Annotated in this window: 10 protein-coding genes; 4 read left to right on the top strand and 6 right to left on the bottom strand. The window is 61.3% G+C overall.

Annotated features, from left to right (window positions below):
* Positions 1-97: 97 nt before the first annotated feature.
* Both VH564_RS19250 and mfd read left to right on the top strand, forming a co-directional pair.
* Complete coding sequence (locus tag VH564_RS19250) at positions 98-415, top strand: succinate dehydrogenase assembly factor 2 (protein WP_423341478.1); 318 nt, start codon at positions 98-100, stop codon at positions 413-415.
* A complete protein-coding gene (gene mfd, locus VH564_RS19245; protein WP_423341477.1) occupies positions 412-3,915 on the top strand; it encodes a transcription-repair coupling factor in 3,504 nt (1,167 codons plus the stop codon). Before VH564_RS19250 ends, mfd begins: the two co-directional genes overlap by 4 nt.
* 209 nt (positions 3,916-4,124) lie before the next feature.
* Here the strand turns inward: mfd and VH564_RS19240 are convergent, their stop codons facing one another.
* A complete protein-coding gene (locus tag VH564_RS19240; RefSeq protein ID WP_423341476.1) occupies positions 4,125-4,796 on the bottom strand; it encodes a DsbA family oxidoreductase in 672 nt (223 codons plus the stop codon).
* A gap of 82 nt (positions 4,797-4,878) precedes the next feature.
* On the bottom strand, positions 4,879-6,690 hold the full coding sequence (locus VH564_RS19235; protein ID WP_423341475.1) for an extracellular solute-binding protein: 1,812 nt from the start codon (positions 6,688-6,690) through the stop codon (positions 4,879-4,881).
* A gap of 265 nt (positions 6,691-6,955) precedes the next feature.
* Here VH564_RS19235 and VH564_RS19230 point away from each other — a divergent pair, with 265 nt between their 5' ends.
* Positions 6,956-7,597 carry an invasion associated locus B family protein gene (locus VH564_RS19230; RefSeq protein WP_423341474.1) on the top strand — a complete coding sequence of 214 codons (642 nt, stop codon included), beginning with the start codon at positions 6,956-6,958 and terminating at the stop codon, positions 7,595-7,597.
* Between the two features lie 124 nt (positions 7,598-7,721).
* On the opposite strand, the gene hspQ is transcribed toward VH564_RS19230, so the two are convergent.
* The 3 genes from hspQ to VH564_RS19215 all read right to left on the bottom strand — a co-directional run bounded on the left by hspQ (position 7,722) and on the right by VH564_RS19215 (position 10,031).
* Positions 7,722-8,051 (bottom strand): heat shock protein HspQ, encoded by a 330-nt coding sequence (gene hspQ / locus VH564_RS19225; protein ID WP_423341473.1) that lies wholly within the window; start codon positions 8,049-8,051, stop codon positions 7,722-7,724.
* Positions 8,052-8,229: 178 nt separating this feature from the next.
* The gene (gene glnA, locus VH564_RS19220) at positions 8,230-9,639 is read right to left on the bottom strand and encodes a type I glutamate--ammonia ligase (RefSeq protein WP_423341472.1); all 1,410 of its coding nucleotides are present in this window, start codon (positions 9,637-9,639) and stop codon (positions 8,230-8,232) included.
* A gap of 53 nt (positions 9,640-9,692) precedes the next feature.
* Entirely contained in the window at positions 9,693-10,031 is a 339-nt protein-coding gene (locus VH564_RS19215; RefSeq protein ID WP_003579240.1) for a P-II family nitrogen regulator, read from the bottom strand.
* A gap of 342 nt (positions 10,032-10,373) precedes the next feature.
* On the opposite strand from VH564_RS19215, the gene VH564_RS19210 reads away from it, so the two are divergent.
* On the top strand, positions 10,374-11,849 hold the full coding sequence (locus tag VH564_RS19210) for an NAD(P)H-hydrate dehydratase (protein WP_423341471.1): 1,476 nt from the start codon (positions 10,374-10,376) through the stop codon (positions 11,847-11,849).
* A gap of 6 nt (positions 11,850-11,855) precedes the next feature.
* Here VH564_RS19210 and VH564_RS19205 read toward each other — a convergent pair whose 3' ends face one another.
* The gene (locus tag VH564_RS19205) at positions 11,856-12,665 is read right to left on the bottom strand and encodes a DUF72 domain-containing protein (RefSeq protein ID WP_423341470.1); all 810 of its coding nucleotides are present in this window, start codon (positions 12,663-12,665) and stop codon (positions 11,856-11,858) included.
* Positions 12,666-12,698 lie beyond the last annotated feature (33 nt).

Here is a 12,698-nt window from a genome sequence, read left to right as displayed (position 1 = left end):
CCGGAAAAATCGGGAAGGGCGCCTTTTTTCCGAAAAACTGGTTCCCACATTTCGGAACGATGCTTTATAGAGACGCAGCAACAAGAAGGTGTGTGAGATGACAGGCGTAACACTGAGCAGCGCGCTCCTCGATCCACGCCGCAAGCGAATTCTGTTCCGATGCTGGCATCGCGGTCTGCGGGAAATGGATCTGGTGTTCGGCCAGTTCGCGGACGCCGAGCTACCGACCTTGTCGGAGGTCGAACTCGCTGAGTTTGAGGTCATCATGGACGAGGAAGACAATGATCTCGCCCGTTGGATCCTCGGAACGCTGCCCGTGCCGGAGCGGTTCAAGACGCCGCTGTTCGAGCGCATCGCCGCCTATGCGCCCGACTTCGAACAGATGACCGCCGACATGCGCAGGGCTGCGGAATGATTCCAGGCCTCGACGTCAAGAAGCTCGCTGCGGCGCCCGTGCCGCTGACGATCGGCAATGTCCCCTCAGGCCTTGATCCCTTCATCATTGCCGAATTGGCGCGGGCCGGCGAGCCCGTCGCCTATGTGCTGTCGGACGGTCAGCGCATGGCCGATATCGAGCAGATGCTCGGCTTCATCGCGCCGGAAATACCGGTGCTGACTTTGCCGGCCTGGGATTGCCTGCCCTACGACCGCGTGTCTCCGAGCTCCGATACCTCGGCGCGCCGATTGGCTGCGCTCGGCGGGTTGATCGCCTACCACAAGAAGCCGCATGCTGCGATCGTGTTGGTGACCGTCAACGCCCTTCTGCAGAAGGTGGCACCACAGGACGTCATCGAGAGCCTGGCCTTCTCGGCCAAGCCAGGCAATCAGGTACGCATGGACGACATTGCCGGTCGCCTGGAGCGCAACGGCTTCGACCGGGTCGCGACCGTGCGCGAAGTCGGTGAATACGCCGTGCGCGGCGGCATCCTCGATGTCTTCGTGCCCGGCAGCGAGGAGCCGGTCCGTCTCGACTTCTTCGGCGATACGCTGGAGAGCATCCGCAGCTTCGACCCGGCAAGCCAGCGCACCACCGGCCAGGTCCGCTCCCTCGATCTCAATCCGATGAGCGAAGTGACGCTGACGCCGGACACGATCAGTCGCTTCCGCACCAATTATCTCGCCACCTTCGGTGCCGCGACCCGTGACGACGCGCTCTATGTCGCCGTCTCAGAAGGTCGGCGCTATCCGGGCATGGAACACTGGCTACCGCTGTTCTATGAAAAGCTCGACACCATTTTCGACTATCTGAAAGGCTTCCGCTTCATCACCGATCACACGGTGCGCGAGGCTGCGGAGGAGCGCTCGAAGCTGGTCAAGGACTACTATGAGGCGCGTCTCCAGTCCGGCGAGCAGCGCAAGGGCGCGATGACGCAGGGGACGCCCTATAAGCCGGTGGCGCCCGGTCAGCTCTATCTCGACGGCACGATCTTCGCCGGCACGCTCGACGCCTTCAACGCCATCCGCCTGTCGCCCTTCAACGAGCACGAGGGTGAGGCGAGGCGGGTCGTCAACGTCGAGGCCCGCCAGGGGCCGCGTTGGGCCCGAACCGCCACCGAGCAGGTCGACGCCGAGCGCGTCAACGTCTTCGATGCCGTCGTCAAGCACATCGCCGATCGTCGCGCGGCCGGCGGGAAGGTTCTCGTCACGGCCTGGACCGAGGGTTCTCTGGACCGCCTGCTGCAGGTTCTGGCAGAGCATGGCTTGCAGCGGGTCAAGACCATCGGCGCCATGAAGGACGTCGATGCGCTGGCCAAGGGCGAGGCGGCGGCGGCCGTGCTCAATCTGGAGAGCGGCTTCGAGACCGGCAACCTCGTCGTCATCGGCGAGCAGGACATTCTCGGCGACCGCATGGTTCGCCGCTCGAAGCGCAGCAAACGCGGCGCGAATTTCATTTCCGAGGTCGCCGGCCTCGACGAGGGCGCCATCGTTGTCCACGCCGAACACGGCATCGGCCGCTTCATCGGTCTCAGAACCATCGAGGCCGCCGGCGCGCCGCATGCCTGCCTCGAGTTGCTCTACGCAGACGACGCCAAACTTTTCCTGCCGGTCGAAAATATCGACCTCTTGTCGCGCTACGGCTCGGAGACCAGCGACGCGCAGCTCGACAAGCTGGGTGGCGGCGCCTGGCAAATGCGCAAGGCCAAGCTCAAGAAGCGCCTGCTGGATATGGCCGACGGCCTGATCCGCATCGCCGCCGAACGGCTGACCCGCCACGCCCCGGCGCTGATCGCCCCTGACGGCATCTATGACGAGTTCGCGGCTCGCTTCCCCTACGACGAGACCGAGGACCAGGCCAGTGCCATCGATGCGGTGCGCGACGATCTGGCCGCCGGCCGGCCGATGGATCGCCTGGTGTGCGGCGACGTCGGCTTCGGCAAGACGGAAGTCGCCCTGCGCGCCGCCTTCGTGGCGGCGATGAACGGCGCCCAGGTGGCGATCGTCGTGCCGACGACATTGCTCGCGCGCCAGCACTTCAAAAGCTTTTCCGAGCGCTTCCGCGGCTTGCCGATCCGCGTTCAGCAGGCCTCGCGCCTGGTTGGTGCCAAGGAGCTGGCGCTGACCAAGAAGGAAGTCGCCGAAGGCAAGACGGATATCGTCGTCGGTACCCATGCGCTGCTCGGCAACGGCATCAAGTTCGCCAATCTCGGCCTGCTGGTCATCGACGAGGAACAGCACTTCGGCGTCAAGCACAAGGAGCGGCTGAAGGAGCTGAAGAGCGACGTCCACGTGCTCACCCTATCGGCGACGCCCATCCCGCGTACCCTGCAGCTGGCCATGACCGGCGTGCGGGAACTGTCGCTGATCAAGACGCCGCCCGTCGACCGCATGGCGGTGCGCACCTTCATCTCACCCTTCGATTCGCTGGTCATCCGCGAAACCCTGATGCGCGAGCATTATCGCGGCGGCCAGAGTTTTTATGTCTGCCCGCGGCTCGCCGACCTTGCCGATATCCACGCCTTCCTGCAATCCGATGTGCCCGAGCTGAAAGTCGCCGTCGCCCATGGCCAGATGCCGGCCAGCGAGCTCGAAGACATCATGAACGCCTTCTATGAGGGCCGCTACGATGTCCTGCTTTCGACGACCATTGTCGAATCGGGCCTCGACGTGCCGACCGCCAACACGCTGATCGTCCACCGCGCCGACATGTTCGGTCTCGCGCAGCTCTATCAGCTGCGCGGTCGCGTCGGCCGCTCCAAGGTGCGCGCCTTCGCGCTGTTTACGCTGCCGGTCAACAAGGTGCTGACGGCCACGGCCGAGCGGCGCCTGAAGGTGCTGCAGTCGCTCGACACGCTCGGCGCCGGCTTCCAGCTCGCCAGCCACGACCTCGACATCCGCGGCGCTGGCAATCTGCTTGGCGAGGAGCAGTCCGGTCACATCAAGGAAGTCGGCTTCGAACTCTACCAGCAGATGCTGGAGGAGGCCGTGGCCGAGGTGAAGGGTGTCGACGAGATCCAGGACACCGGCTGGTCGCCGCAGATTTCGGTCGGTACGCCGGTGATGATCCCGGACGACTACGTGCCCGATCTGCATCTGCGCATGGCCCTCTACCGCCGCCTCGGCGAGATCACCGACCTCAAGGAGATCGACGGCTTCGGCGCCGAGATGATCGACCGCTTCGGGCCGATGCCGATCGAGGTGCAACATCTGCTGAAGATCGTCTACATCAAGTCGCTCTGCCGGATCGCCCATGTCGAAAAGCTGGATGCCGGCCCGAAGGGCGTCGTCGTCCAGTTCCGCCACAGGGAGTTCCCGAACCCCGCAGCGCTGGTCGGCTTCATCGCCAAGCAGGGCTCGATGGCCAAGATCCGCCAGGACCACAGCGTCTTCCTGACCCGCGACCTGCCAACGCCCGCCAAGCGCTTGGCCGGAGCGGCCGTGGTCATGACGCAACTGGCGGAGCTGGCGAAGGCATAAGAGGGAGCGGCGCTTGCTTGAGCGCTGCCCGTGCCCAGACAAATGTACAAACGAAACTCCGTCATCCTCGGGCTTGTCCCGAGGATCCAATCTGCGAGCGATAACGAGCGCTAGCAGATCCTCGGGACAAGCCCGAGGATGACGAGGAGAGTGTGGGCTTTTCGATTAATGATCGGTGCGTCAGCGGCTTTCTGCGCCGCTACGGGCGCTCAGTTCATCGCCGTCCGAGCCTCGGCCTTGCTTTTCGCGATGTCGCGCAGGGCGTTGGCCAGCACATCCGGTGTCTGGGCGCCACTGACGGCATATTGCTGGTCGAAGATGAAGAAGGGAACGCCGTTGACGCCCATCTGTCGGGCCGATTCGATTTCGGCGACGATCAGGTCACTGTCCGCATCGGAGGCGAGCAAGGCGGAGATGACGGAGCTGTCGAGCCCGGCTTTTACAGCGATATCGAGGAGCACGGCGGGGTCGCCGACATTCCGGCCTTCCTCAAAGTTCGCCTTGAACAGTCCATCGACCACTCTGTTCTGCAATTCGCGATCTTCGGTCACCGCCCAGTGGATCAGCCTGTGGGCATCGAGCGTGTTCGGGCCGATGGTAATGGCGTCGAAGTTGAAGGCGATGCCGACCTCGCGGCCGAGGCCAGTCAACATGGCATGGGCGCTCGCGACCTTGTCGGCACCACCAAGCTTTTCGGCCAGCATCTTCTTCTGGTCGACGCCCTCGGGCGGATAGTCCGGGTTGAGGCGATAGGGGCGCCAGTTGATATCGACGCCGACCTCGTCTTGCACTTCGGCGATCGCCAGCTCCAGCCGCGCCTTGCCGAGATAGCACCAGGGGCAGACGACATCAGAGACGATATCGATTGTTATGCGTTCCATGGTCGTGGCCCTTTCCTGTTGTTCAGACCGAAATAGGCCCTTTGATCCAAGGCTTCAACCAGGCACAAAAAAGGAACCGCCCTCACTGCGCTGAGGCGTCCCACCAGGCAGGGAGTTGATAGCCGTAGAGGGGCAGGGCGTCGGGATGGCCGATCCGCTTGTGGCGGGCGACCCATTGCTCATCGATGTGATAGAGCGGCACGAAATAATGGCCCGAGATCAGGAACCGGTCGAACGACCGAACGGCATCACGGAAATCTTCCGCGCCGCGAGCGGAAAGAATGTGGGCGATCAAGGTATCCGCATCGGGATCGGCAAGCCCGGCATAGTTTTCGCTGCCCTGGCGATCGCGGGCAATGGACCCCCAGCGGCCGACCTGCTCTATTCCCGGCGACAGCGACGAGGTGAAAGACTTGATGACCATGTCATAGTCGAAGCCGATCGTTCGGCGCTGATATTGCGAATCGTCCACCGTGCGGATGGCGACGGATATCCCGAGCAGGTTCAGGCTGCGCCGGTAGGCGATGGCGATCCGCTCCTGGTCGATATTCTGCGTCATGATCTCGAAGGCGAGCTGGTGGCCGGCGCTGTCGACCATCCGGCCGTCCTTGATCGTGTAGCCGCCCTGCTTCAGCAGATCGACGGCCTGGCGCAGAATGGGCCGGTCGCGGCCGGAGCCGTCTCCGACCGGCAATCGGTAGGTTCCGTTGAGGACCTCGGGGTCGATGCGTTTGCTGAGTGGCCCAAGCAGCTGGAGCTCCCGGGCGTCTGCCGGGACCCCAAGCGAGGAAAGCTCGGAGTTCTGCCAGTAGCTTTCGGTGCGGATATAGGCGTCGGACCAGAGGTTCCTGTTCACCCATTCGAAATCGAAGGCCAGTGAGAGGCCTGCCCGCACCTTGGCGTTGGCAAAGAGCGGCCGCCTGGTGTTGAACACGAAGCCGAACATGCCGCTTGGCAGCTTCGGCTTGAAAACCTCCTTCACCACCTCGCCTGACCGTGCAGCCGGGAAGTCATAGGCACTTGCCCAATGTCCGGGACTGCCATCCGCATAGATATCGACGTCGCCTTTCTTGAAGGCCTCGAAGGCAGTCGTTTCTTGGAGAAAGTAATGGACGGTGATCTCGTCGTAATTGTCGAAGCCGACCTTCGCGGGAATATCCTTTCCCCAATAGTCGGGGTTCCTGGCGAAGGAAATGCTTTCGCCTGGGTTGAGCGACTTGATCCGGTAGGGGCCGGAACCGACAGGCGCAGCCAGCGACGTCTGGTCGAATTTATCGGGATTAATGGCATGCTTCGGCAGGATCGGCGTCGAGCTGGCGATGATCATCGGTGTCTCGCGGTCCGCCTTGTCGTTGAAGGTGAAGCGCACGCTGTGCTCGCCGACCTTCTCCATGCTGGCGACCGCGTTCAGCCGGTTGGCAAAGGGCACACGTCCCTTGTCGCGCAAAAGGTTGAAGCTGAAGATCACGTCATCTGGCGTCACCGGCTGGCCGTCGGACCATTTTGCCGCAGGATTGAGGTTGAACTGGATGAAGCTGCGCTTGTCGTCCCATTCGACCGATTGTGCCAGCAACCCATAGAGCGTGAAGGCCTCGTCGCGCGAGCGCAGCATCAGCGTCTCGTAGACGAGATTGCCAAAGTCAGGGTCCCACATGCCGCGCGCCGTGGTGCGCATGCTCTTGAGGATGAACGGGTTCAGGTTGTCGAAGGTGCCGACGACGCCATAGGTGATGTGTCCACCCTTCTTGACGCTCGGATTGACATAGGGAAACGCCTTGTAGTCGGCACGAAGCGCCGGCCCGCCGTGCATGGCGATGCCATGCAACGGCTCCGCCCTTGCGGCGCCGCAGGCTATCGCAGCAGCTAGAAAAATCGCGACCCGGAGCACTCGCATGGCATCCTTTCCGACAAGGGGATGATTCTCGGGCGACCTTATCATGGCCGTCCCGCTCGAACACATAGGCAACGGATTTGTCGAGAGCAGGGCCAAAAAACCCAAAGAAGTGCTGGATATCCGAGGCTGCGCCATGTAACAGGTGATCAACAGTTCGGGGTCATGCATTTGCCTTAATTTTTCGTGAGGTGGACGGCAGTTTGACCCGAAAGGCATGAGGTGGCAGAAGGCTGCTTTGCATCGGATTTCAGGAGGCGGTTTCGCTATGATGTTCAAGACTGACAACACAATGCGGGCAGCCCTGTCTGCTCTGGCCCTGGTAATCGGCGCGGCTGCGCCTGCATTCGCACAGGATGCGCCTGCCGCCCCTGCAGACGGCGCCCAGACCCCACGCCTCGGCTGGTACAAGACCTGCGCCAAGCAGGACGACAATGACATCTGCATCGTCCAGAACCTGATCATGGCGAACAGCGGCCAGCTGGTCACGGCGATTGGCCTGATCTCGATCGACGGCAAGGTCAACCGCAAGATCCTGCAGATTTCGGTGCCGACCGCGCGCCTGATCGCGCCGGGCATCACCATGCAGATCGACGGCGGCAAGGGCCAGAAGGTCGATTACGCCGTGTGCCTGCCGGACAAGTGCACCGCTGAAATTCCGCTGACCGACGCGACGATTACCGCCCTCAAGAAGGGAACGGACGTTACCTTCACGTCGATCAATTTCCGTCGCGCACCAAACCCGATCAAGGTATCGCTGAGCGGCTTCGGTGCAGCCTATGACGGCCCGGCCATCTCCGACACGAAGCTTGCCGAAAGCCAGCGCAGCCTGCAGGACAGCATGCAGAAGAAGGCTGAAGAAGCCCGCAAGAAGCTTGAGGACGCCCAGAAGGCAGCCAAGTCGCAGTAATCAGTGGCATTAAGAATGAGAGAAAGCCCGGCCTGCCGGGCTTTTTTGTGCGCTGCTGACAGGCCAAATAGAAAGGAAGCCGCAATGCGGCTTCCTGCATAGATCGTGAAGACTTCGGATTGGGTTAGTGGGCGAAGCTCATCTTGGGCTTGAGCTCTCCCGTCGTGTTCTGGTCGAAGATCTGGTAGACTTGCGGATTGCGCAAGGGCTCACCACTTTCGTCGCTGACGAGGTTCTGTTCCGACACGTAGGCGACGTATTCGGTCTCCTCGTTTTCAGCCAGCAGGTGATAGAACGGCTGATCCTTGCTGGGGCGGACTTCGGTCGGAATGGCGTTCCACCATTCGTCCGTATTGGCGAATTCGGGGTCAACGTCGAAAATTACCCCACGGAACGGGAAAACCCGGTGCCGGACCACTTCGCCAATATTGAATTTCGCATCTCTTTGTTTCATGGCACGACTTCCTTTCACAATAATATGTGGGTCGGTCGAAGGCGTTTTTCAAGCTTTTGACGCTCTTGCTTCACATCAGCGTCACAGTTTGGTTGCGTCCTGCTCGGTCGATGCTTCCAACGGATCGTCTTTGGAAAGAGAAAAGCCCCGGCGCTGGACCGGGGCTTTGCGTAGTTTATCAGGCCGAATAGTACATGTCGAATTCGACCGGATGGGGTGTCATTTCGTAGCGCATGACTTCCACCATCTTCAGTTCGATGAACGAGTCGATCTGGTCGTCATCGAAAACGCCGCCGGCAGTCAGGAACTTGCGGTCCCGATCGAGATTTTCGAGCGCCTCACGCAGCGAGGCGCAGACGGTCGGGATCTTCTTCAGTTCCTTCGGCGGCAGGTCGTAGAGATCCTTGTCCATCGGCTTGCCGGGATGGATCTTGTTCTTGATGCCGTCGAGGCCGGCCATCAGCATGGCGGCAAACGCCAGGTAAGGGTTCGCCGTCGGGTCGGGGAAGCGAACTTCGACGCGCTTGGCCTTCGGGTTGGAGCCGAAGGGAATGCGGCACGAGGCGGAGCGGTTGCGGGCCGAGTAGGCGAGCAGCACCGGTGCTTCGTAGCCTGGGACGAGACGCTTGTAGGAGTTCGTCGACGGGTTGGTGAAGGCGTTGATGGCCTTGGCATGCTTGATGATGCCGCCGATGTAGTAGAGGCAGGATTCCGACAGGCCGGCATATTCGTCACCGGCGAAGGTCGGCTTGCCGCCCTTCCAGATCGACTGGTGGACGTGCATGCCCGAGCCGTTGTCGCCGAAGATCGGCTTCGGCATGAAGGTCGCCGTCTTGCCATAGGCGTTGGCGACCTGGTGCACGACGTATTTGTAGATCTGGATCTTGTCGGCGTTGCGAACCAGGGTGTCGAACTTGACGCCGAGCTCGTGCTGGGCGGCGGCGACTTCATGGTGGTGCTTTTCGACGACGACACCCATTTCGCCGAGAACCGTCAGCATTTCGGAGCGCATGTCCTGGCAGCTGTCGATCGGCGGAACCGGGAAATAGCCGCCCTTGACGCGCGGACGATGGCCGAGATTGCCGGTCTCGTAGTCGGTGTCGTCGTTCGACGGCAGTTCGCTGGAGTCGAGCTTGAAGCCGGTATTGTAGGGATCGGCCTTGTACTTGACGTCGTCGAACACGAAGAATTCCGGCTCCGGGCCGACGAAGATCGTGTCGCCGATACCGGAGGCCTTCAGGTAGGCTTCGGCCTTCTTGGCTGTGCCGCGCGGATCGCGGTTGTAGGATTCGCCGGATACGGGGTCGAGAATGTCACAGAGGATGACCATGGTCGACTGCGCGAAGAACGGGTCCATGTGAACCGTATCGGTATCGGGCATCAGCACCATGTCGGATTCGTTGATGGCCTTCCATCCTCCGATGGAAGAGCCGTCGAACATCACGCCGTCGGCGAACATGTCTTCATCGACACAGGAAACGTCCATCGTCACATGCTGCAGCTTGCCCTTTGGGTCGGTAAAGCGCAGGTCGACGAACTTGACGTCGTTATCCTTGATCTGCTTGAGAATATCGTTTGCGGTCGTCATGGAATGCTTCCTCGGTTTTTTATGACGATTATGTCCTTGCCGGCGGCCAGGCGCTAGATGGCGTCGATACCCGTCTCTCCCGTACGGATACGGATCACCTCCTCGATATTGGACACGAAAATCTTTCCGTCGCCAATACGTCCGGTCTGCGCCGCCTTGCGGATGGCGTCAATGACCGCTTCTGCATTTTCGTCTGCCAGCACTACTTCGACCTTCACCTTCGGCAGGAAGTCGACGACATATTCAGCCCCACGGTAAAGTTCCGTGTGACCCTTCTGCCGGCCAAAACCCTTCGCTTCCGTCACGGTGATACCCTGCAGGCCGACTTCCTGAAGGGCTTCCTTCACTTCGTCCAGCTTGAATGGCTTTATGATCGCTTCGATCTTTTTCATGAGAAAATGTCTCTCCGCTTCTCCCGTTAAAGCGGACATGGTCCGCTCGTCCTCGTTGATGCACGTATCGTGCCAGATTATCTACCAGAGTTTCAACGATTTTAAGGTTTTCGGCATGATTTGTCGCTGATGCAGCAATCATTCATATATTCCGGCAGCACCTTAGCTCCGATTTGCTCAGCAGGAAGCGCATTTTTCGATCACCTTGGCTTTTCCGCCGTCAAGCGCCAATGCGATCGGCTGCGGCATATGAGTAAAACATGTGCATATGCGCAATAAACGCTCAAATTGAAGCCGGATTTTACGATTGTTTTTCAAGCGTCTTTGGCATCAATATCGACCATGACTCAAACTCTTGTCGAACTCCTGCTTTCTTCGCAGGCCATGGCTGAGGTCGATCGGTCCGCCGCCACCTCCGGTATCGATTCGTTCGGCTTGATGCTGAAGGCCGGCGAGGCCGTCGCTGCCGCGGCCTTGCGGGACTACCCGGAAAGCCTGCGCCATGTCGTTCTCTGCGGTCCCGGGAACAACGGCGGCGACGGCTATGTCGCGGCACGCGCGCTCCATGATAGCGGTGCAGACGTCGCAGTTTTTCATCTGGGTGACACCGCGGCGCTGAAAGGCGACGCGGCATCGGCCTTCGCAGCTTGTCCGATCGCCGTATTGTCGCTCGACCAGTATCAACCTGAAAACGGCGATCTCGTCATCGATGCCATCTTCGGCGCCGGTCTTGCCAGGGCGGTGCCGGATGCCGTCGCAGACGTGATCGGACGAACCGAGGCGGCCGGCGTGCCGGTCATTGCCGTGGACCTGCCGTCCGGGGTGAGCGGCGCCAGCGGTCATTTGCTGCGGGCTGCTTTCCGCGCGGCACTGACCGTGACATTCATGACCCGCAAGCCCGGTCATCTGCTGATGCCGGGCAGGGAGCTCTGCGGGAAGCTCGAGGTCGTCGACATCGGCATCCCCGCCCGGATTGTCCGGGCCCATGCCGACGCGCGTGTGGCTGAGAACTCCCCTGCACAATGGCTGGGCATCATCCCCTCGGCAGCAATCGAGACCCATAAGTACAAGCGCGGGCATCTCGTGGTCTTCTCCGGCAACGCCTCGGCGACCGGGGCAGCGCGCATGTCGGCCATGGCGGGACTGAGAGCCGGCGCCGGGTTGGTGACCATCGCCTCGTCCAAGGCTGCGGTTCCGGTCAACGCCGGAGCGCTGACGGCAATCATGCTGCACGAGGTCGACGATGCAGAAGCCCTTGCACAATGGCTCGGCGACAAGCGCCTGTCGACTTTCGTACTCGGTCCTGGGTTCGGAGCCGGCGAGAAAGCCCGCCAATTCGTCTCGCTGCTCGCAGGGCGCCATCTCGTGCTCGATGCCGACGGCATCACCTCGTTCAAGGACAAGCCGTCAGAGTTGTTCGACCTTTTTTCGCACGGCGAGACCCGCTTGGTGCTGACGCCGCATGAAGGCGAGTTCGGCCGGCTGTTCCCCGATCTGGCAGCGGATGCAACACTCAGCAAGATCGAAAAGACATCCGCGGCGGCCAAGCGCGCGCACGCGGCTGTCGTCTATAAAGGTGCCGACACGGTCATCGCAGCGCCGGACGGTCGCGCCTACATCAACACCAACGCGCCGCCATGGCTTGCCACCGCCGGCTCCGGCGACGTGCTGGCAGGCATTATAGGAGCGCTGCTGGCCCAGGGCATACCGGCTTTCGAGGCAGCGGCAGCCGGTGTCTGGCTGCACGGTGAGGCGGGCCAGCGGGCGGGCAAGGGTCTGACCGCCGAAGATCTCGTCGCCCATGTCCGGCCGCTCTGACGAAGGCTAGGCTTTCGCGAGAGCGCCCTGGAGAGCGATGGCGCCATGGGGCGCATTGACCTTGCCCTCGTGGATCATGAAGGCGAAAACATCGCGAGGCATGACCTCGACGCGGCGTTCGGCGTCGATCAGGGGCAGGTCCTCCGGCACTTTGCCTTCTGCCCATGTTTCCAGCCGTGCCGCCCAGGCCTTCAGCTCTTTTGGCGGATAGCAGGTCTTGATCTCGTCCGAGCCATTCTGCAGGCGGCTGTAGACGAAATCGGCCGTCACATCGGCTATCATCGGATAGTCGTGATGGTCGGCACAAACAGGCGCAACCTTGTATTTTGCCAGCAGCGCGACGAATTCCGGTACCTTGAAGCTATCGTGACGGACTTCGACGACATGGCGAAGCGGCAACCCATCCTGCTGGTCCGGCAGAAGTTTCAGAAAGGCCTCGAAGTCATCGGCTTCGAACTTCTTGGTCGGTGCGAATTGCCAGAGCAGCGGGCCGAGCCGATCGCCCAATTCGCTGATGCCTGAGTTCAAAAATCGGGCCATCGATTCACCGGCCTCCGCCAGTATCTTCCGGTTGGTGACGTATCGCGTCGCCTTCAGGCTGAAGATGAAGCCGTTCGGCACTTCCGAGGCCCATTTTGCGAAGGTCGCCGGCTTCTGCGTGGCGTAATAGGTGCCGTTGACCTCGATGACCTGCAACTGCCGGCTCGCGAAACGCAGCTCGTCCTTCTGCTTCAGGTCGTCCGGGAAGAAGGTCCCGCGCCAGGGCTCGAACGTCCAACCGCCGATGCCCGTACGAATGATGCCTGACTTGGTCATGGTATACGAACCTTCTGTTACGGACGTAGTGCG

The sequence above is a fragment of the Rhizobium sp. HT1-10 genome (genome assembly GCF_049472505.1).
Classification (GTDB): domain Bacteria; phylum Pseudomonadota; class Alphaproteobacteria; order Rhizobiales; family Rhizobiaceae; genus Rhizobium.
This window is presented reverse-complemented; position numbering and strand designations above follow the sequence as displayed.

Excerpts from the sequence above, each read along its gene's own strand:
- VH564_RS19205 (WP_423341470.1), bottom strand. The coding sequence starts at position 12,665 with ATGACCAAGTCAGGCATCATTCGTACGGGCATCGGCGGTTGGACGTTC.
- VH564_RS19235 (WP_423341475.1), bottom strand. The coding sequence starts at position 6,690 with ATGCGAGTGCTCCGGGTCGCGATTTTTCTAGCTGCTGCGATAGCCTGC.
- VH564_RS19250 (WP_423341478.1), top strand. The coding sequence starts at position 98 with ATGACAGGCGTAACACTGAGCAGCGCGCTCCTCGATCCACGCCGCAAG.
- glnA (WP_423341472.1), bottom strand. The coding sequence starts at position 9,639 with ATGACGACCGCAAACGATATTCTCAAGCAGATCAAGGATAACGACGTC.
- mfd (WP_423341477.1), top strand. The coding sequence starts at position 412 with ATGATTCCAGGCCTCGACGTCAAGAAGCTCGCTGCGGCGCCCGTGCCG.
- hspQ (WP_423341473.1), bottom strand. The coding sequence starts at position 8,051 with ATGAAACAAAGAGATGCGAAATTCAATATTGGCGAAGTGGTCCGGCAC.
- VH564_RS19210 (WP_423341471.1), top strand. The coding sequence starts at position 10,374 with ATGACTCAAACTCTTGTCGAACTCCTGCTTTCTTCGCAGGCCATGGCT.
- VH564_RS19230 (WP_423341474.1), top strand. The coding sequence starts at position 6,956 with ATGATGTTCAAGACTGACAACACAATGCGGGCAGCCCTGTCTGCTCTG.
- VH564_RS19215 (WP_003579240.1), bottom strand. The coding sequence starts at position 10,031 with ATGAAAAAGATCGAAGCGATCATAAAGCCATTCAAGCTGGACGAAGTG.
- VH564_RS19240 (WP_423341476.1), bottom strand. The coding sequence starts at position 4,796 with ATGGAACGCATAACAATCGATATCGTCTCTGATGTCGTCTGCCCCTGG.